The following is a 19,547-nucleotide window of genomic DNA, read 5'->3' on the forward strand; positions in this document are numbered from 1 at the left end:
GAGGTACGCCCTGATAATCCAATGGATAAATTATTCGCTGTCAGTTATGCGAGTATAAACAATCTTTTGAGTATCGTTTTCACAATGCCCAACCACTTGACCACGCGCATTTTGTACCTGATCGTTAGGGACGATATCCAGTTTAAAGCCAGATTCAGGTACACCATTATTGATAATCTTTTGTGCGATATCTGCTTTGACACTTTCACACGATGCCAAAGCAGCCAAAGGGGCCAGAGATAATAACAATGTGCCGATAAGAAGCGTTTTTTTCATCATAAAATCCTTATGTGGATGAATAGCTTGTCAAACCTAAGAATAGCTCTGGTTTACATAACCTCAAGTCAATCCGAGCTATTACCGACAATTACGGATTAATCTGGTGACCGGACAAACGGTCCAGGCAACGTTCCGTATTCGGTTCCCAATAGGCATTGAAGTTTGTGCTACGATCGCAATTATCTTTTGCGTCTTCGGCACGATCATATTTATCAAAATTCTTCTCGACCCGGTTATTCACTTTATTACGCAAGCGATGGGTATCATCCCACTGTTGCTGGCTTTGGCGCGCTTGCTCTTTTGACATTGGGTCATTATTCCCGCCAACAGAAACACAGGTACTACCTTGGGTGCAGGTTGCCGATTGCGCCAATGCGGCAGTTTGCCATGCCAGCGGCAAAGCCAGCACCGCTACGGGAAGAAAAACGCGCATCAGGTGGGGCAAGCTAGTTATTTTCATCGTCTTAAGTCCTTTATGAGTCGGTGATGCGAAATCATCATATAATTTACTGGCACACCATCAGCGAGAGAGAATCATATCATTGGTCATGGTATATAAACCAGTCAACAACAACTGACGTATTATCAGGCTTTCTTACGTAGATCATCTATACATTTTGGGCTATCACCAAGTTGGGAAGGAGGTTCGTTATGAAAACAGGTGTGGAAGAATAATGACAAAGCTGCTGATAACTCTGTGAGTGAAGGGACTATCGTACCTAGGGGCACTCCGGCGACTTGAGTCGTTTGTATTTAAAACGAAAAGGGCTCCCAACAGCGCGTTTCCCCTTTATTTGACTTTCTCAGCAGTCTGGCAAACCCATAGGGTGTTGTTTTTAATATCAGTATCAAAAGGGATGTGTGCATGTTAAAGACGTCGTTGCTGTTTTTTGTCACTGCATTGGCTGAAATTATTGGCTGTTTCTTGCCTTACTTATGGCTACGCAAAGGGGCAAGCATGTGGTTATTACTACCAGCAGCTGCCAGCCTGGCCATGTTCGTCTGGTTATTAACCTTGCATCCTGCCGCCAGTGGTCGGGTCTATGCGGCTTATGGCGGTGTTTATGTCGTAACGGCATTAATTTGGCTGAGAGTTGTTGATGGTGTGAGGCTATCTCTATTTGATTGGGTTGGCGCAGGAGTGGCGCTAGTCGGAATGTTGATTATTGTCGCGGGCTGGCGGGTCAATTAAGGGGGGGGCGGTGAACGCCCCAAACACGAGTTAACCTTCGCGGTGAATGTTCAATCCGGCAAAAGATTGACTGACCGGCATCATTTCCAGAGTATTAATATTGACGCGAGTAGGCAATGTGGCCACCCAATATACCGCTTCGGCAACATCTTCAGGTGTTAATGGGTTAGCACCATCGTAAGTTTTATTTACTTTCTCGCCGTCGCCTTTAAAACGCACCGCAGAGAATTCCGTGCCACCCACCATACCTGGTTCAATATCCGTGACGCGAATGTGTGTGCCATGTAAGTCGGCGCGTAGACCCAGACTGAATTGCTTAACAAAGGCTTTGGTCGCGCCATACACATTACCGCCAGCATAAGGCCAGTTAGCCGCAGTAGAGCCAATATTAATAATATGGCCGACATCACGCGTCACCATTGCGGGAAGCAGCGCACGTGTCATATTCACCAAACCTTTGGTGTTGGTATCAATCATCGTATCCCAATCTTCAACATTGGCTTTGTGAGCCGGTTCCAAGCCTAATGCTAAACCAGCATTATTCACCAGCACATCGATGTCTTTTAGCTCAGCGGGGAGTTCGTCAATAACATGTTGAATAGCCGCGCGATTACGAACATCTAACTGCACAATATGCAGTTGCTCACCCAGCTCGGCCTTTAATTCTTCCAGCCTTTCATGACGACGCCCAGTGGCAATAACCTGATGACCGTGGCTGATAAATTTGCGAGCGATAGCCTCACCAAATCCGGAGGTTGCGCCTGTGACGAAAACGATCATATTCATTCCTTATTTTTCGTTGCCAACAAATTGATATGATTAACATACTCTTAAGTACCGAGAGACGCCATTCTCCAGCTTTAATTCATTTTAGTCTGGACGATCTCTTCCGCACTTCATCACCCACATCACGGCTAAATGCTAATGTATCCACTTTTTATTGTGACAATGTCACGTCTTTATGCGGCGGTGAAAGAAAAAATGGCTGTTAAGATAACAGCCATTGTTTACGTTAATACTGGAATAAGCATAACTATTTTTTCTTATATACATCAGCTGTTGCGTGGATCTTATTCTCTGTGTTAGCTGAAGTAATTACATAATAATCTCCGCCCAATTCATCAGCCTTTTTCGACAACTCTGCTTTAGCATCCATTGGGGCTAATTCGTTAGCAGTAACTATATTGCCAACTTTTTCATACTGCTGCGGATTATTATTGAGCTCTTCCTTTGTGAGTAATTCGGCTGATATGGCACCGGAAGAGAATGCACCCAGAACAACTAGCATTGTCATTGTTTTCAATAATTTCATAATATTCCTCTGTAAAGATCATTAACAACACATGAAACCCTATTAAGTATTGTGCGTAAGTGCTGTTTTAGCCAGTCGGGCGGGTAGCAGATGAAGGAATAAAACAAAAGGGCGTCCTTGCCCCTGATTGTTACCTTCCTGCTTTCCGCGCCTTCGCGACATCCTCTGGGGTGACTTCCGTAGCGTGATTTCCCCAGTTGGCACGCAAGGTGTTGGTTAACTCTGCGACCTGCTGATCGGTCAATGTCCAGCCGTAGCCAGGCATGGTGTTGGACATATGTTCTGCCGTCACTGGCGTCTGGCCGCCGCCCAGGAGCACCCGCAGCAAGGTTTGCGGATTTTCAGCGTTGACCGTCATATTTCCCGCCAGCGCAGGTATGGTCTTTTCGTTCCCGCGGCCTTCCACGCCGTGACAGGTTGAGCAATAGCGCATAAAGGTTTGCTGTCCGGCAGGGGTTGCCACCGCTTTTTTCCCTGATTGTTTCTGTTCCTCTGCTTTCAGGCTTAGTAGATACACCGCCATATTGTTGAGATCGGCATCGGTCATAAACTGCATACTGTGGGTGATCACTTCTCCCATCGGCCCGCTGACAGCATCTTTCGTGTTACGGCCAGTTTTCAACAGCGTGACTAGCTCTGACTGACTGATATTAAGGCCGCGCAGTGAAGGCGCAGACCAACCATCCAATTCACCGCCGCTAAGAAACGCCGGGTCTTTATCGTCGAGCGCTTTCTCTTGCTGCGCCCAGCCGCGTGGCGTATGGCAGGCGCCGCAGTGGCCCGCGCCCTGAACCAGATACGCGCCGCGATTCCATTCGGCACTTTGATCCGCCAGCGGTACGTATTCACCTTTCTCAAGAAGCATGCTGTTCCACACGTGAAGCGGCCAGCGGATAGACATTGGCCAGCTGATCTCATTATCGGGATTGGCGACCGGCTGCGGTTTCACCTCATTCATCAGATAGTCGTACAGCGCACGAATATCCTCACTCGTCATTTTCGCATATGAAGTGTACGGCATGGCCGGATATAGCGGATGCCCGTCTTTGGCGATACCCTCGCGCATCGCTTTTTCAAAATCCTCAAAGCTGTAGTCACCAATACCGTGTCCAATATCTGGCGTAATATTGGTTGAGAAAATGTCGCCGAGCGGCGTAGCAAAACGTACGCCACCCGCCAGGTCTGGCCCTGTCGATGATGTATGGCAGGCTACACAGTCGGCGGATTTGGCGACATATTCACCGTCTGACATCGCCATCGCAGAACCCGCTGTTACCATCAGCGTGGCGAAAGTTATCAGTTGTTTCATGCGCTTACCTTATTCATGGCTGTCAACTCGTTCACCGCTCGGCTTGCCTGATCTATCGCCGAGTTAGCATACGGGCTCCAGTCGGCGTCTGAGTTTGCGATTGTGATGCGTCCAACAGGTTGACGGGCGAGCTGAATGGTTTTCTGCGACTGTTCTTCGTCGTCGAACATTCCGCTGAGGAAGTAGGAGTAGCCGTGCGACCAGCGGTTAAGGGTGATCGCCATAATGTCGCGCTGGTGATCAAAACCAGCCTCGCCAAACATGCCCTGTAGCTGATCTCGCACCATTTTTTCATGCGCATCGAAAGAGGTACCGAGCAACAGCGCGCGGCCTTTGCGGGATTGCTCACGCGGGCTGAGGCCGCTTCCCGGTAGCGTCGGCACATATACCATGTGCAGGCCAATAGGTTTATTCGGATCGCGCGGATGCTGATAACCGCCCATATTCACCGGATAATCCAGCTTCACGCGGCTGTAAGGTGCGGCGGGAGAGTAGACTTCGTGGACGCCGAGTTTGATAAACGGCTGCCAGTTGCGGATCACCACTTTGGTATACATCAGCGGCGATTTGACATTTTCCTTCAGCGCGGCTTTCTGGTCTTCGGCCATTTCCGGCACCAGAGACGGGATCATCATATTGTAGCCGGCCATCACGGCCTGCCCGGCGCGGACGCGATGCAGGGTTGAGCCTGTCATATAAGTCACCTCAACCGCCGGTTTCCCCTCATGAGTCACGTTAGCGGCATGCATACCGGTACTGTTCAAGCGCAGACGCACCGGGTGTCCACTCTTATCCAATTGACTGTAATCGAATTTTGCCAGCACGACATCGTCCATCGTATTGCCCGGGGCGACCTGCGGGATTAGATGACGTACCATCAAACGCGTTAAACCTGCGTTACCATCAGGAAAGTGGAAGATATAAGGCTGTTCGAGATCTTCCAACGATTCCTCATCCAGCGGTGGTAATCCCATGTTTTCCAGCCCGGGCAGGGCGCAGATGCGCGCATCGCTACACGACGTCGCATCAATTCCTACCGCCTGAAAATCATTGGTCCGCTGCTGGAAATAGCGGATAGCCATCTCGCTCAATCCGACTTTCTCGCGCAGGAACTGCGTGTAACTGTGCCCATCCACCCAAGCGATTTTCTCTTCCTGACTCATCCCATGCAGATAATCTTTTTCTTCGGTATGCAGGGCAATAAGCGCCTTACGGTCAGATTCTGACAGTGGGAAATCATTGATGAAATCGCTGATATCACGCCCGTTAAGACGATTTGGCGGAATATCATCGGCCACCGCACGACCCGGATCGCCGCTGACGATTTTATCGACGCCAAAATTTTTGCGATCAAAGTATACGCCACGGCTCAGGTGCAGATCCGGGTAGAAATTTTGATCGAAGTCTTTCGCCATTGCTTCGATATCTACATTCAGCGTTTTTAGCAAACCCATCGTCACAGGACTAAAGTTGGTGCGCGGTGACTGAAAAGATTCGCTACCGCCATAGCCGAGTAGGGTTTTATCTTCAACATAGAATTCATTACGCTTGGCGTGCCCTCCGAAATCATCATGGTTATCCAACAACAAAATCCGCTGCTGCTTCCCATGCTGTTCCTGCCAGAAACACGCTGCCGCCAGACCGCTGATCCCAGCACCGACAATGACCAGATCAAAATCATCCTCCACCGGCAAACTGGAGGGATCGACCTTTTTACCTTCGCGCCCGAGAATATGCGCTGCCTCGTAAGACCCCTGATGATTCCCGCGCATTCCGGTCAGGGAAGGTGGGTAATACAGTGTCTGCGCCGCCGTCTGTGGCGACGCCTTTAGCGCCTCAAATGGCGTCATACCAGCGGTTACGGCAATTGCCACACCATTTAAAAAATCACGACGAGTGATACCCATATTGTTTCCTTAAATTCACACAATCAATCCTTAAATACATTAACAATATTAATACAAATAAGATCAATCAGCATGTAGAGAATATGAAAAGAGCACGTTCAGTTGTCTGACAGGATTTGCTATAGAGAAGATCACTTTGGTGAAAAGGTAGATTTTAGGGAGGGATTTTTCGAGATACTGTTTGGATTCTTAACTGTTACTCTGGGATTGGACATTGATGTATATTTTGGTTGTTGCGTTTTTAGCTAAAAAGCAACAAAGCAACAGAGCAACTCTGCGGGACTGGCGGCGTGACCTGCACAAAGACATATCAGATGACTGACCATCAGAACATCAGCTGAGTAATTGTTGAGGAGTGTCATGGAGGGTTATGCAAAGCTGGAGAACAGTGTTGTCGGAGACACAGATTGAAGATGAGTCTCCGGTCAGCAATATAGATAATGATATTCGGGGCCGGTTTAAACCACAGATCCTGCCTATCTTTATATTGGTGCGTATAATGTATATTATGTTAAATTGAATATCAGTACACATACATACTCACTATCATCTAGGTTTTCCGTTCAGTGGCCTCTCCTTTTCTATCTGTTGGCCATTAAATCTATGAGTGCAGAGCTTTAACCTTGGCCGTATTATCAAGCTGCCGAATCGCCGGAGTAAAACTGGCAACCACTGTTGCTATCACCACAGCAACGGCGGCGGCTAACAAAACCGTTGAGTTGCCGTAATGCATAGCAAATGGCCCGGCTGCCAGTTCTCCAACCGGGATGGCCACAAATGACCCCATCGCATCATAGGCATAAACTCGCGCGAGTTTATCAGCAGGAATATGCGTTTGTAGCGAATTGGCCCAAACCACGCCGAACTGCCCAAAGCCGACGCCAGCAATAAAGAAACCTGCCATTAGAATAAATGTCGACGAAATCATACTGAGCAGCATGATGGGCACAGCGCAAAGCGAAACTAATATGACACCAATAAATAGGTCGCGCCGTGGACGCCATCGTAGAGCAAGAAATGAACCTACAATCAGACCAACGCTCTCCGCTGCCACAATAATGCCCCAACCTGCCCTGCCAAATGAAGCATCGGCAATGATTGGGCCAAGGATCATCACTACGCCGCTAAAAGCCGCATTAATAATTGTGAACTGGGCGACGATAGCCCAAACCCATGAACGGGCAATAAACTCTTTCCAACCATCACGCAAATCTTGCAAAATATTGGTGTTGGATTGCAGAGACAGCGTTGAATTGACGCGAATAAAGAAATATAACGGTGCGGCGGCTGCAAACCCCAAAGCATCAACCGCCAGGCCCCATCCCGGCCCGATAGTGCTAGTCAGAATGCCGCCCAATGAGGCACCAATTATTGTTCCGGCGTAGACGCCCACTTGAATAAAAGCGTTTGCGGCCCTGAGGTTATGCGCTGGTACTGTCTGAGGAACCATGGCTGAAGATGCTGGTAGAGCGATGCCCGCAGCTGCGCCATTAATCGTCGCCAGTACAGCTAATCCCATGATTGTTGCACTGCCATCAAGTACCAACCAGGCAACCGCCCCTTGGGATAATGCAGCAATGGCCGAGGAAGATAACAAAACAATACTTCGGGAATAGCGATCCGCCAGTACCCCACCAATTAATAAAAAGGCCACATTGAAAATTGAGCGCGCAGCAACAACTAAGCCTAAATCGGTAGCGGAACCGCCAATATCCAATACAGCAAATGCCAATGCGATAGGTGCAATACCATTACCTAATACAGTGAGAAGTCGGGCGAAGAATAAATGTCTAAACGGTGCATAGTGAAACGGATGCCGAGAAGTGGAGACGGAGGTATTCGGATTCACTCATTTTTCCCCGAGCTAAGTGTTATTAGCGGTTGCCGTGTTACCGCGATCTTCGTCTTATTCATTTTGGTAACTTTGGGTAGTTTATTGAGATCTTACTTTTTTTAAAACGCTATTTCAATATTTTGCTGTTCAATGGGCTAGAGAGTTTATCTAGACCGCTAATTGAAGCGAATAAATCTTTAATCAATTGAATTTAAACAATAATATTTGAACGATCGCGCTACGTGAATTCTGTATTTGTTGCAGTGCTACAGTGCTGCAGAATTCGCGTAGCAGTGTTGGAAATAGTGACTCCCTGCCCTTAACCTTCATTGTGATTTTTCCTGCTGCGCATCGAATGTGATTTACAGCACATGCCCACCTAACTATCTGAGCATCCAGGCCAGATCACTCCTCATTCATCTGGAACAATGTGAAGCCGTTGTTTAGTATGTAGGTATTCTGTCTCGCGATCAGCAAATTCTATATTTATGAAAAAACTCATTAAACGGCTGGAGATCATTAAAAGCGGTATTGAGCTTGAAGATGACGACATTATTCGACATCAACTCCCTTATCTTAAAGGTGAGACTCAGGATGCCGTACTGGTTTTTATCGTCATGGCGATCGAACAGGGAAAATTCACCCATGCTCTGGAGGCTATTTCTGCGTGGCTGGGAAGCAAGCAAGGAGTTACGCAGTGGCAAGATATAGAACTATCGGCTTGCAAGCTTGAGCTGAAAGCGCTGGAGGAACAGTTAAGCGATTTAATCGATAAACGTAATGAACGTATTCAGTTGCTAGATGATTTTAATGACCTTTACCTGGTGCGTCTCGGCCCGTTGATGAAGCAAATTCTTAATTTGCGCAAGCAGTTGGCGGAAAGCACCTTGCGCAAAGCCGAGGTTGAAGCTCGCCGCAGAGAACGCGATTATCGCAACTGTCAGCAGTACATATCTCAGGCGATATTAGATAAGGACCGAACTCATCACCAATCCATAATGCATCATCGGCAAACTGGAAGCTTTCGGGGTCAAAATCACTGCCGGTCAGATAGCGTTTATCAGTACTTTCATTGGTGATATGGAAAGGTACTTTTTTATCAGGGTCGTGCAAGAACAGGGTTTGCAGTGGCGTGACACTGCCATTTTTGAAATCAATATCATAGTGATTGAGATACAGCATGGCGTCCGGCGAGTTAGCTTTGCTACCAAATCCATTGTCGGTCAGCACCCAATAGGTGCCGTCGGGCATGTGTTTTATGCCAGAATGACCTTGCAGTGGCTGGCCGGTGATTGGCAAACCGATTCCTGTTGGGCGATCGGCAGATTTACCGGCGACGGTGCCCAATGCACTCACGCGTTGACCACTGGTGTATTTGCCACTTTGTTGTAAATCAATCGGCGCATCAGCAGGAGTTGCAACCATTGATTTCACTGGCAAAACCGCATGCCCGGCCAGTGTTGCTGGAACTTCAACAGTCTGCGCCCACAATGAGGTACTGAACGCAATGCCACTGGCCAGCAATGCCAATCTGAATTTTTTCATCTGCATGTTAAGTTCCCTAATGATTTTTATTGCCCAAAGGTAAAAAGCAACTTCACTATAGGGAACCGGAATGACAGAAATATTATCCCTGTTATTCTTTATGATTGAGGCATAATCACTATAAGTATTATTCAGTTCGTCTTCATTCTCAAATAAGGTCATTCACGATGAAAGATAACGAATATCACCCGCCCAAAGTCTGGGTGGAAAACAATGCCAGCGGTGGTGTGTGGTCCAAAATCAATCGCCCGACTGCGGGTGCCAGATATGAAGCTGACCTGCCGGTTGGCAAATACCCATTACAGTTGTATTCCATGGGCACGCCGAATGGTCAGAAGGTCACCATTTTGTTGGAAGAGTTGTTGGCTTTGGGCGAGAAAGGTGCGGAATATGATGCCCATCTGATTCGTATCGGTGAAGGTGATCAGTTCTCAAGTGGGTTTGTTGCTGTTAATCCAAATTCAAAAATTCCGGCCTTGATGGACCATTCAACCACCCCGCCAGTCAGGGTTTTTGAGTCTGGTGCCATTCTGCTGTATTTGGCGGATAAATTTGGTCATTTCTTGCCAAAATCCCCTGCTGGCAGAACCGAAGCGCTCAATTGGCTATTCTGGCTGCAAGGTGCAGCTCCTTATTTGGGCGGTGGTTTCGGCCATTTTTATCACTATGCGCCAGTGAAAATTGAATACGCCATCGACCGTTTCACAATGGAAGCCAAGCGCCAGCTCGATTTGCTCAATACACAGCTCGCGACTCATGAATATATTGCGGGAGATGAGTATTCTATCGCGGATATTGCTATCTGGCCGTGGTACGGCAATTTGGTGCTGGGTTTACAATATGAAGCGGGCGAATTCCTGGATGTAAAATCCTATACTCATCTGATACGTTGGACCGAAACCATTGGTAAGCGCCCTGCTGTCCAGCGCGGCCGTATCGTCAATAAAACCTGGGGAGCGCCAGAAGAGCAGTTAGCTGAGCGCCATGATGCCTCCGATTTTGACCGACTGATAAAATAATATATATCCGCCCTCAAGCCTGATTTTCTCAGGGTTGAGGGCGCTTATTAAGCCCGCGTCTAACTGCGATCGGTTTCTAGCAGCACAGCCGGTGCACCTGCCGGGATCATTTCACCGGGTTGATAAAGAAGTTTTAAGACTTTACCGCTATCAGATCGGTATATAGCTCATCGTTCATAATAGTAACCTGAATAACCCGGTTGCATTTAATTCACCATGACTAATAGCAGATTGCCGATAAACGTTTGTGGGATGAATGTTGCCCTCATTGCTAATGACAATAAGGAACGGTAATTAACAGTGTGCTGCTTTCGCAAGTGTCTCACTGATCCACTGATTGGTGCTTTTCCCTGAAACTTCCGCAGCAATATTGATTGCTGAATGAATTTCTGGCGGTATGCGTAAGCTAATTTTGCCACTGGCTGGTCGCTGCGGTTCACGGCCTTGCTCAGCGCAATAGCTCAGATAGTCATCTACAGCTTCTTCAAAGGAAATACGTAAATCAGCTACATTATCTGCATGAAAACCGATAACGTCGCGAATACCGGCAATATGACCAATCAAGCATTGATCTTCATTGCTGTATTCAATTTTTGCGGCATAATTTTTGTATGTCATTGTATTCATGGTACCACTCCTACAGCTTCAAGAAATGTTTTGGCATCACGCACTTGGTAGACTTTCGCTTCCTTGTCAGGATGTGGCCGATGAAATGAAGCAACTATCTTATTAATTTCAAAGCGGACCCGTGAGCCACTCCCTTCTGTAGCTATTGCGCCCAACGCTATGAATAGATATTCAATTTTGCGCCACTCTAAATTTGTTGATGTCGGTGTGACAAAAATAGTTCGTAGCGTTTTGTAATGCTTAGCGTTCAATTTAATCACATCATTGTCCTTAATTTATGCGTTTTTTGCTCGCCAAAGCCTTGTCATGATATCACAAATTGATATCATGACAAGCGTTGTGGTTTATCTAATTACAGATAGGCTCACCATCAATAAATCCGCTCTAGTGGTGGCCTATCCATTGCTTTATGAGGTTTAAGCTACTTCTAGTGGCTCCTCGCTATCCCGCAGATAAGTACTGCGTAACGCATCAATTTGTTGCCACAAAAGAAGAGAAAGAACCTCTTTAGCATCGGCTCGATCTATGGTGACAATGGCATAAATCAACGCACGACAGTGGTCGATAAGTTCTTCTACTTCACAGGGGGTGTCATCGTACATAGCGCACCTCCGGCAGCAGAGGGACAGATGAAGAAACAGGTATGGGAATAGCAACGATAGTACAGGTAAATAATGACAGGCGTTTAGTCGTCAGATCCATGATGACTACCTCTTTGGTAGGGGGACTAATCACCACCTAGAGGTTCCAATCTCTTTATAGGTGGTGAACTGAGCGAGGTTGGAACTACCGGTTACCAAAGAACCCGGCGTATCTTGCGATGCCCTCACCCAGTTCACCGTTTCTTGCATATTACAGGTGTCACTGTGCCCGCACATAATAGCCGTGTCTACGGTCGTGCGCTTTGGTCATTTCCGGGGTTCCAAACCCGACAGCGGATTTTGCCGCTGTGGCGTGACTATAGCCCAGCGAAGTTCTACCGTGCAATCAACCAGCATCACTTTAGGATAAACATTTTTTGTGGAAAAATAGGGAGTTATCCACGTTTTTTATTGTTTTATACCCAGTCGTTAGGCGAGACGGTAGAAGGCTACCCGTATCAAGTTCAAGCGCGCGGGCACAGGCCGACCATTTTAAATTTAATGTCGCAAGGAATAATTTCACGCGCGCAACAGCCAGTATCAGTTACGCGTTTTTGTGGTCAGTGAAGAGTACTCAACAGGCATTTTTGCTGCTACGCGAGTTAAGCCTTTTTAATTCTTAGGATGCTAACCCCCCGCCATCGGCGTAGGGGGTTTTCCCAGCAATTTTCATCACTTCAGCCCCCAACGTCACAAACGGAGCTCGCCTGCTGGCATAGATGATCCCGCCCGCTTTTGCCCGCACTGCTTTAACTGTATCAGTAATCGGGTCAATTATTTCAGCGACGACTTCATCCTTTGTTACCCATTCACCTGGCTGACGCAATAGCAACAGCAAACCACTGGCGGGTGCATTGACGATTTCCCCGGCGGAAAAAGGTAACATCACCACCTCTCGCTGCGGAATTTCAGGAACAATCCCCGCAATAGCGCCTCGATGTTGTAAATATTGATAAATACGCTCGGCATCCGCGCTGGCCAACGGGTGGCTGACATCCTGTTGTCCGCGCAATTCAACCGTTACGGCCATACAGGCGGGGGGAAGGTTAGGATAATGTGTAGCTAGCCGATGCCACGGCAAACCACATGCCTCATCAAACGAACCGCCACCGCTATCTTGTGAAAGTAACACGGTGTCGATATGCAAAAAACGCGCGAGCACATCCACTGATGCTCGCCAGACCGGATCTGCATACAGATGCAAAATAGCGCTGTCGTCGCAATGCAAATCCAGCACCAAATCAGCATCACAGGCCAGCATGAGCAAATGTTGACGCAAAGCATCCACTTCACTGATCGCGGGTAAATCGTGTAACGCATCGGTCATCGCACTGCGTATCTGTTGCGGCGTCGTCTCTTTTTTGCTTAATGTTGCTACCTCTGGACGCAGTGATACTAATTTAGCCAAATCAGGGAAATCACGATTAAAGTTGCGACCACTGACCAAATCAAAACGGCCTATTCCACTGTTTAACAGCACTTGCGCCATACCGACAGGGTTAGCGATGGGCACAATAATTATTTCGCTCTGAATTTCTCCGCGCCGTTCCGCCTGACTCAGTAATCTTTTAAGATAATGTAATACCAGCATTCCGGGTAGCTCATCGGCATGCAGGCCAGCCTGTAGGTAGATTTTCTCGCCCACACCCGGCTGGCCGAAATGAAAACTGGTTAATTGACGCTGCCCACTCAGGGCATGTTCAGGTAACTTATGGTTATTGATTTTCATTGGACGTCCTATCTGTGGAAAAGAAACCCCGGCTTGACCGAATTGACAAAAAAATCCTCGAAATCCTGGGCCAGGATGGCCGTATTTCTTATCAGAAGTTGTCCGAGCAGGTCAATTTGACCGCCCGCCCCTGTTTGGAGCGCGTTCGGCTGTTGGAGCGAGCCGGTATTATCCGTGGTTACAGTGCGATTATTGAACTACCAGAACCCGAGCATGCCTTTGTTATCCAGGCACAAATTGCCCTAGCCGACCACGGGCACTCTCAGGCGGCCTTCGAGCAAGAAGTGCATAAAACACCAGAAGTACTGGATTGCTGGCTGGTCGGCGGTAGTTTTGATTTTCTGGTGCGAATTGGCTGTCGCAACATGGAGCACTACCGACTGCTGGCCGACACCTGGCTAACCAGCAAAAAATTCCGCGTCGATAAAATCGTTACTATCACCGAGTTACAAGCTATTAAACGTGCTTAAAGCTATTAAAAATGCTGCAATTTGTTAATAATACTTAAAGCTGGATTGCTCGCTAGGGTTCAATCGTGGCGGGCAAAGGCCAACCAGCGCCGTTCCGCGCGTGAAAACAAGAAAATCAGCATAAAGGTGCACAGCAAATAAAGCGCCGCCGCCATCAGAAAAGGAATAAATGGTGAATAAGTGGCAGCATAGAAAGCCCTTGCCACACCTGTGATATCGAGCAATGTGACGGTACTGGCCAGAGAGGTCGCATGCAGCAAGAACACCATTTCGTTATTTAACGCCGGAATACCTCGACGTAATGTCGCCGGTAATACCAAGCGACGAATGATTTGCCACTGACTCATACCAAATGCTTCGCCAGCCACCCACTCCTGCCGCGGAAAAGTCACCATCATGCCCGCTAACAGCTCCGCAACATAAGCGCTAGTGTTGAGCACCAACGCCAGTGTGGCGCAGAAAGTGGCATCACGGAACAGTAGCCAAAATGGTTGGTCGTCCTGCCAGCCCAACTGCACAATGTCAAACTGCGACAGACCATAGTAGATGAGCATGAGTTGCAGGTAGAGCGGCGTGCTACGAAAGAAATAAGTCACACTGCGAATCAACCAGGCCAGCGGACGTGGGCCGAATGCTTGCCCGACAGCCATGACTAGCGCCAGCAGTAAACCGGGTACCACAGACAGTAAAAATAACTTGGCAGTCACCGCCAGACCGGTCATATCAGAACCGTCGCTGTACAGGAATGTCGGCACTGCTTCCATAATAGTTTGCAGATTCATGAGCGCACCCTCGCCGCCGTTGAGGTTGACAGTGCATAACGCCGCGCCAACAGACTAAAGCCCCAACTGGACAGCGCGGTAATCACCATATAAATCATCGCCACCAGGAAGTAGAACAGGAAAGGTTTTTGTGTGGCGCGCCCTGCCTGCTCGGCCAACCAGACCATATCTTCCAATCCCAAAATCGAGATTAAGGCAGAGGCTTTCATCAAACCGAGCCAGTTATTATTGATGCCGGGAATAGCAAAACTGAGCATTTGCGGCAGCATAATCCGCCGAAACACTTGTCCGGGGCGCATGCCATAAGCCACCGCGGCTTCCAACTGACCGCGATCCACGGTTTGAAAAGCGCCACGGAAGGTTTCGGTATAATACGCACCAAATACAATACCGATTGCCAGCACACCGGAAACAAAAGTATTGAAGCGAAGCGGCCCCAACCCCAGCAGACCCAGAAAACCATTTACCAACATTTCGCCGCCAAAAAAAAGCAGCAGCATAATGACCAGTTCGGGAATACCGCGCACTAATGTGGTATAGCCGGTAGAGATCCAACGCAGCCAGCGTGGGCCAAACAGCTTGATAACCGCATTGATCAGGCCGAGTGCGAGTGCCACGGCCAGTGACAACAACATCACGCACAGTGATAAGCCCGCCCCCTGTGCCAGTAACGGCAAATAGTCTGCGACCATTATCGACCTCCCAAGGCTCACAAACGACAACCGGGCCTGTGTGCCAGAGCCCGGTTGTCGCAAAGTTCACGGCAAAAAATCACTCGCCGTAAATATCGAAACTAAAATACTTTTTCTGAATAGCGTCGTAAGTGCCATCAGCACGGATAGCTTTTATGGCCCCATTCAGTGCATCGCGCAAGGCCGGATTATCTTTACCGACGGCGATACCCACATCAGATGAGATGGTTTCGTCTTGAATAACCGGCCCGGCAAAGGTAAATTTCTGCCCGCGTGGCGTATCGATAAAGCTACTGGCAGCTTGAATATTATCTTGTAGCGAGGCGTTGATCCGCCCTGACATCAGATCCAGATAGACATTATCCTGATTGGCGTAAGAGACAATTTTGACTCCTTGCCCACCCCAATGTTTTTTGGCGTAAGTTTCATGAATGGAGCCGGTCTGCACGCCGATAGTTTTCCCTTTCAGGCTGGCAACATCAGGTGACAATGGGCTGCCTTTACGCGCCACTAATTGTGCCGCACTGCGGTAGTAGCGATCAGTAAAGTCGACTTCTTTTTTGCGCTCATCAGTGATACTCAGTGAGGCAATGATGGCATCGAACTTATGTGCATTCAGCGCGGCAATCATACTTTCAAAAGGTTGTTTGACGAACACACACTTGGCATGCAGGTTGTCGCATAATGCATTTGCGATATCAATATCAAAGCCAGTGATCTCGCCGCTGGGCGCCAGCACATCAAACGGTGGATATCCGCCGTCCACACCAAAACTAATAGTTTCTATCGTCTGAGCCGCTACGGGAGCGGAAAGTATCAAGCCAGTCAATAATGCAGCGAATGTCTTTTTCATTATTAAAATCCCGGTGTTGGCAAAGATTAGAAACGAAGTGAGAGGCAGGTCAAGCCGCCATCCATTTTTTTAAATTCACTGGTATCAAGTTGGACAATAGGCATCCCCAGTTTTTTAATTTGCGCCAAGGTATCAGGATAACCTTGCGGAGTAATCAGCGTATCGTTGATCCATAAGGTATTACCGGCGTAAGACTCAGCATCGGAAATCACAATAGTGTTAAAGCCAGCAAAGGCCGGATGGTGTTGGTAATCTTCGGTTAGCAACAAGGTGTTACGGCCCACGTAGTTCACAATAGATTTCAGATGCAGACCGGCGCTCACTTCAATGGCGGTCACTTGATAACCATAGCGACCAACTGCAGAGCTAAACTCGCTAATTCCAACTTTATCGGTGCGCGACGTCAGTCCGATAAAGAACTGTTTATCCACTAATAACACATCACCGCCATCAAGATGCCCCTGATGGCTCATGCGAAAAACAGGACGATCGGTGAATAGTGGCTCAATGGTGTCAACTTCGCCTTGGCGACTTGGCGCACCGGGGTGAGTTATCACCGCCAGTTCGGGCATGACCACCGCAGTATCTTCGACAAAGTGAGCGTCCGGGAAGGCGGGAGCCGCCGGTAAGATGGTCACTTTCAGGCCAAGTCGCAGCAAAGTATCCACATAAGCCAGAAATTGTTGCCCGGTGGCGGTAATATCCGGCGCGCCCAATTGGGATGTTGTCTGACCGCTACCACAGGTGTCAGCAGGAAGTCTGGCAATGGCTTGTGTAAAATGCATAAGCGATTCTCTTGATTGGGAGCGAAAATATTAATCTGATTATTAAACAGATACTGTCACCAATCAGGTTGAATAAGCTTGTTACGACTATACATTTACGCTGTTTATAATTTCCCACACGACCTATTCCGCTGTCAGCAAAATGAAACCACCGATCCCCATACGCTTTAGTTATATACTGAATGATATGATCAAGCTATTCAGACTGCTGACAAACCTCAACAACGCGATCTTGCAAGGTGAGGACAGGTAGAAGAGTAAAGCGTCCGCGCCAGGGATGGCGCGGGTCGAGCCCCCAGGGAAGGCTTGTTTTAACAAAATAAGTGTGGCGTCTTTACGATCTGCCTGTTTTCACCACTACGGGCACTTTGTCATTAACCTCAAGCTGTTTATATTGGTTTAACCAAGGGCTTCAAATGAAAACATTAACCCTCGTGATGCTCACACTATTACTCGTCGCCTGTGCTAATACTGGCCATGTTGGGGTGAGTGGTGGCTCAAGCGGCATATCGAGTATCAGTATTGGTACTGGCGTTCGCAGGTAGGCTGGTTTCCCAGCCCGCTACTGTTGGTGAGTTTATGGTTTTTTCACGTCAGGAATGTCATCGGAAAAACGAGCTGAAATGGCGTCCCGTTCATAACCTTGCCGCTGAGTTAAAATAGAATACTTGTCAGGCCGGCGGCCATAAATCCAGCGTCGTCCCGTACTGAGTGGGATTAACGACAGATCTAATTCAGCGCTGACCATGACATCGGCGGCCTCACAGGTTTCATTGATGATACGGCCATATGGGTCCAGTATCATGGCATTGCCGGTACGAACCTCATCGTCATCCGCACCGATACCATTGCTGAATAGAATAAACAGGCCATTATCATGTGCACGGGCCGGTAGCCATCGCATTAACCATTCCCGACCATTGAGCCCGCGAATAGCTGCTGTCATTTCCGCTTTTCTCTCCGCGCGTTGTTCCCAGAGATCGAGCGGAATGGGCTTCATACCATATGGGCTGCGTGAATGCGTTCCGCCAGTTTGGTGCGGTGCTAATAATATATCAGCGCCAAGCAAGGTCGTTGCGCGCACATTCTCCACCAAATTGTTATCCCAGCAGATAAGAATACCGACTTTGACTCCCCAGGGAGTATCAAAAACCGTGTAGGAATCACCGCTGCTGATAGCTGGGTGTTCAAAAGCATGCAGTTTTCGGTGCGTGCGTACCGACCCATCAGGCATACAGGCGACATAAGCATTATAGAGTCGCCCGTCGTTCCCCTGTTCTATCAGGCCGACGCCAATCAACATTTGATGTTTCAGTGCCAAAGCCCGCACCAAGGCAATCGATGGGCTACTTTCGATAGGCTCAGCCAAAGCGATAACTTGCGCTGCCGCCAATTTAGGCACATGCCAATATCCCGTAATGCACATCTCTGGGAAAGCCAATATTTTGATGTTTTTCAGGGCTGCCTGCTCAATAAACCTTTCAATAACCAATAGGTTGTATTGCTTATTGTTGGCCTGATGCTGGAATTGTACTGTTGCTGCTGTGATTAATGGTAATTCAGTCACCTTATCCTCCAAGGATATCTATTGCTGATTTTCATGACTGGTATTACAGCAGCGCTATTGATAACTTTATAATGAATGATTTTCCTTTTTTGATTACCAGCAGGAATGGATAAGTGAATATAAAGTTGCTGAAAGCCTTTGTGATGCTTGCACAAAAAGGCAACTACGGAGATGCCGCACAGGCCCTTTGCGTGACGCAACCGGCACTGACCAAGCAGATTAACTTGTTGGAATCGATGTTGAATATTCACTTGTTCACCCGTGGGCGACATGGCGCGATGTTGACCCGCAGTGGGGAACAATTACTCGCTCAAGCTGAGAAAACAGTCAGCCAATCTGAGTTCTTTTTACAATCTGCCGCCCGGGTTGCTAAGGGTATTGAAGGGCTGATCGCCATTGGATTTGGCCTATCGACTTTCTATACCGCGCCACATTGTATCGCCAAATTCCGACAGCAATTTCCCGCGATCTCTATCACCCTGGAAGATATTCCCTCGGCGCAACAATATGCGTTATTAACGCGCGGTGAACTGCAAATTGGCTTTGTTCGTGCTCCTCCTATAGCGGTATTGGATTTTTATCCTTTATTTGAAGACTGCCTGGTGCTGGTGAAGCCGCAAGATAAAACACACACTCCCGATGAGTGGTTAAAATATCTGCCATTACTGCGCTTATATACTGAGCGTGGGCGTGGACTCAATACACAAACCGATCTATTTTTGCAATCAAACCAATGGCATGCGCCCGCGACGCAAGAGGTTGAAGATATTCAGACCATACTGGCGCTGGTGATTGCTGGTCTCGGCGTGGCCTTATTACCGCAAAGTGTGATGCATATTGCCCCGCCTGGCATAAATATCATGCCACTCAGTGGAAATAATATCAGTTGGCAAGTGGGCATCGCTTGGAATAGTGCTATTGCGGATCTGGCGCGAGATAACTTTATTAAGATGGTAGCCAGTGAATAACGAACAAAATATCCAAGGATATCTTGCTCGTTATTA

Annotated in this window: 21 protein-coding genes and 2 pseudogenes; 6 read left to right on the top strand and 17 right to left on the bottom strand. The window is 48.1% G+C overall.

Annotated elements, in window-relative coordinates; genetic code table 11:
* Positions 1–30: 30 nt before the first annotated feature.
* Together ACF3VQ_RS10145 and ACF3VQ_RS10150 are read right to left on the bottom strand one after the other, a co-directional pair.
* Positions 31–276, bottom strand: coding sequence for a DUF1161 domain-containing protein (locus tag ACF3VQ_RS10145; protein ID WP_392435523.1), 246 nt, complete (start codon positions 274–276; stop codon positions 31–33).
* A gap of 91 nt (positions 277–367) precedes the next feature.
* On the bottom strand, positions 368–739 hold the full coding sequence (locus ACF3VQ_RS10150; protein WP_392435179.1) for a DUF1283 family protein: 372 nt from the start codon (positions 737–739) through the stop codon (positions 368–370).
* 405 nt (positions 740–1,144) lie between these two features.
* Between ACF3VQ_RS10150 and ACF3VQ_RS10155 the strand changes: the two genes are divergently transcribed.
* A complete protein-coding gene (locus tag ACF3VQ_RS10155; RefSeq protein WP_392435181.1) occupies positions 1,145–1,471 on the top strand; it encodes a YnfA family protein in 327 nt (108 codons plus the stop codon).
* 30 nt (positions 1,472–1,501) lie between these two features.
* On the opposite strand, the gene ydfG is transcribed toward ACF3VQ_RS10155, so the two are convergent.
* The 5 genes from ydfG to ACF3VQ_RS10180 all read right to left on the bottom strand — a co-directional run bounded on the left by ydfG (position 1,502) and on the right by ACF3VQ_RS10180 (position 7,848).
* Positions 1,502–2,251 carry a bifunctional NADP-dependent 3-hydroxy acid dehydrogenase/3-hydroxypropionate dehydrogenase YdfG gene (ydfG, locus tag ACF3VQ_RS10160; protein ID WP_392435182.1) on the bottom strand — a complete coding sequence of 250 codons (750 nt, stop codon included), beginning with the start codon at positions 2,249–2,251 and terminating at the stop codon, positions 1,502–1,504.
* 253 nt (positions 2,252–2,504) lie between these two features.
* On the bottom strand, positions 2,505–2,783 hold the full coding sequence (gene yahO / locus ACF3VQ_RS10165) for a DUF1471 family periplasmic protein YahO (RefSeq protein ID WP_392435184.1): 279 nt from the start codon (positions 2,781–2,783) through the stop codon (positions 2,505–2,507).
* Between the two features lie 130 nt (positions 2,784–2,913).
* Positions 2,914–4,092, bottom strand: a complete 1,179-nt coding sequence (locus tag ACF3VQ_RS10170; RefSeq protein ID WP_392435185.1) for a cytochrome c — start codon at positions 4,090–4,092, stop codon at positions 2,914–2,916.
* A complete protein-coding gene (locus ACF3VQ_RS10175) occupies positions 4,089–5,999 on the bottom strand; it encodes an NAD(P)-binding protein (RefSeq protein ID WP_392435187.1) in 1,911 nt (636 codons plus the stop codon). The genes ACF3VQ_RS10170 and ACF3VQ_RS10175 overlap by 4 nt, the downstream gene beginning before the upstream one ends.
* A gap of 601 nt (positions 6,000–6,600) precedes the next feature.
* Positions 6,601–7,848, bottom strand: coding sequence for an MFS transporter (locus ACF3VQ_RS10180; RefSeq protein ID WP_392435189.1), 1,248 nt, complete (start codon positions 7,846–7,848; stop codon positions 6,601–6,603).
* Positions 7,849–8,321: 473 nt separating this feature from the next.
* Here ACF3VQ_RS10180 and ACF3VQ_RS10185 point away from each other — a divergent pair.
* A pseudogene (locus ACF3VQ_RS10185) lies at positions 8,322–8,798 on the top strand (DNA repair protein); the annotation flags it as partial.
* On the opposite strand, the pseudogene ACF3VQ_RS10190 reads toward ACF3VQ_RS10185, so the two are convergent.
* Positions 8,785–9,384, bottom strand: a pseudogene (locus ACF3VQ_RS10190) (esterase-like activity of phytase family protein); the annotation flags it as partial. The pseudogenes ACF3VQ_RS10185 and ACF3VQ_RS10190 overlap by 14 nt on opposite strands.
* A gap of 161 nt (positions 9,385–9,545) precedes the next feature.
* Between ACF3VQ_RS10190 and yghU the strand changes: the two are divergent.
* The gene (gene yghU, locus ACF3VQ_RS10195; RefSeq protein WP_392435190.1) at positions 9,546–10,397 is read left to right on the top strand and encodes a glutathione-dependent disulfide-bond oxidoreductase; all 852 of its coding nucleotides are present in this window, start codon (positions 9,546–9,548) and stop codon (positions 10,395–10,397) included.
* 294 nt (positions 10,398–10,691) lie between these two features.
* Here yghU and ACF3VQ_RS10200 read toward each other — a convergent pair whose 3' ends face one another.
* The 4 genes from ACF3VQ_RS10200 to ACF3VQ_RS10215 all read right to left on the bottom strand — a co-directional run bounded on the left by ACF3VQ_RS10200 (position 10,692) and on the right by ACF3VQ_RS10215 (position 13,394).
* Entirely contained in the window at positions 10,692–11,024 is a 333-nt protein-coding gene (locus ACF3VQ_RS10200) for a type II toxin-antitoxin system HicB family antitoxin (protein ID WP_392435191.1), read from the bottom strand.
* Positions 11,021–11,284, bottom strand: coding sequence for a type II toxin-antitoxin system HicA family toxin (locus tag ACF3VQ_RS10205; RefSeq protein WP_392435193.1), 264 nt, complete (start codon positions 11,282–11,284; stop codon positions 11,021–11,023). The genes ACF3VQ_RS10200 and ACF3VQ_RS10205 overlap by 4 nt, the downstream gene beginning before the upstream one ends.
* 156 nt (positions 11,285–11,440) lie before the next feature.
* Positions 11,441–11,626, bottom strand: a complete 186-nt coding sequence (locus tag ACF3VQ_RS10210; RefSeq protein ID WP_392435195.1) for a hypothetical protein — start codon at positions 11,624–11,626, stop codon at positions 11,441–11,443.
* A gap of 658 nt (positions 11,627–12,284) precedes the next feature.
* Positions 12,285–13,394, bottom strand: a complete 1,110-nt coding sequence (locus ACF3VQ_RS10215; RefSeq protein WP_392435197.1) for a succinylglutamate desuccinylase/aspartoacylase family protein — start codon at positions 13,392–13,394, stop codon at positions 12,285–12,287.
* Positions 13,395–13,408: 14 nt separating this feature from the next.
* Here ACF3VQ_RS10215 and ACF3VQ_RS10220 point away from each other — a divergent pair, with 14 nt between their 5' ends.
* Positions 13,409–13,864, top strand: a complete 456-nt coding sequence (locus ACF3VQ_RS10220) for an Lrp/AsnC family transcriptional regulator (protein WP_392435199.1) — start codon at positions 13,409–13,411, stop codon at positions 13,862–13,864.
* Between the two features lie 59 nt (positions 13,865–13,923).
* Here ACF3VQ_RS10220 and ACF3VQ_RS10225 read toward each other — a convergent pair whose 3' ends face one another.
* The 4 genes from ACF3VQ_RS10225 to ACF3VQ_RS10240 all read right to left on the bottom strand — a co-directional run bounded on the left by ACF3VQ_RS10225 (position 13,924) and on the right by ACF3VQ_RS10240 (position 16,976).
* Positions 13,924–14,646, bottom strand: coding sequence for an ABC transporter permease (locus ACF3VQ_RS10225; RefSeq protein ID WP_019083111.1), 723 nt, complete (start codon positions 14,644–14,646; stop codon positions 13,924–13,926).
* Positions 14,643–15,338 carry an ABC transporter permease gene (locus ACF3VQ_RS10230; protein WP_392435201.1) on the bottom strand — a complete coding sequence of 232 codons (696 nt, stop codon included), beginning with the start codon at positions 15,336–15,338 and terminating at the stop codon, positions 14,643–14,645. The genes ACF3VQ_RS10225 and ACF3VQ_RS10230 overlap by 4 nt, the downstream gene beginning before the upstream one ends.
* 79 nt (positions 15,339–15,417) lie before the next feature.
* Positions 15,418–16,191 carry an ABC transporter substrate-binding protein gene (locus ACF3VQ_RS10235; RefSeq protein ID WP_392435203.1) on the bottom strand — a complete coding sequence of 258 codons (774 nt, stop codon included), beginning with the start codon at positions 16,189–16,191 and terminating at the stop codon, positions 15,418–15,420.
* A gap of 26 nt (positions 16,192–16,217) precedes the next feature.
* On the bottom strand, positions 16,218–16,976 hold the full coding sequence (locus tag ACF3VQ_RS10240) for a dimethylarginine dimethylaminohydrolase family protein (protein WP_392435204.1): 759 nt from the start codon (positions 16,974–16,976) through the stop codon (positions 16,218–16,220).
* Between the two features lie 416 nt (positions 16,977–17,392).
* Between ACF3VQ_RS10240 and ACF3VQ_RS10245 the strand changes: the two genes are divergently transcribed.
* Positions 17,393–17,521, top strand: a complete 129-nt coding sequence (locus tag ACF3VQ_RS10245) for a hypothetical protein (protein ID WP_258018744.1) — start codon at positions 17,393–17,395, stop codon at positions 17,519–17,521.
* Positions 17,522–17,553: 32 nt separating this feature from the next.
* On the opposite strand, the gene ACF3VQ_RS10250 is transcribed toward ACF3VQ_RS10245, so the two are convergent.
* Positions 17,554–18,543: a nitrilase family protein gene (locus ACF3VQ_RS10250; protein ID WP_392435206.1), complete on the bottom strand. Its 990-nt coding sequence runs from the start codon at positions 18,541–18,543 to the stop codon at positions 17,554–17,556.
* A 113-nt stretch (positions 18,544–18,656) separates the two neighbouring features.
* Here ACF3VQ_RS10250 and ACF3VQ_RS10255 point away from each other — a divergent pair, with 113 nt between their 5' ends.
* Positions 18,657–19,511 (top strand): LysR family transcriptional regulator, encoded by an 855-nt coding sequence (locus ACF3VQ_RS10255; RefSeq protein ID WP_392435208.1) that lies wholly within the window; start codon positions 18,657–18,659, stop codon positions 19,509–19,511.
* Positions 19,512–19,547: the final 36 nt, after the last annotated feature.

This window comes from Yersinia fenwicki, assembly GCF_043099325.1.
Classification (GTDB): Bacteria; Pseudomonadota; Gammaproteobacteria; order Enterobacterales; family Enterobacteriaceae; genus Yersinia.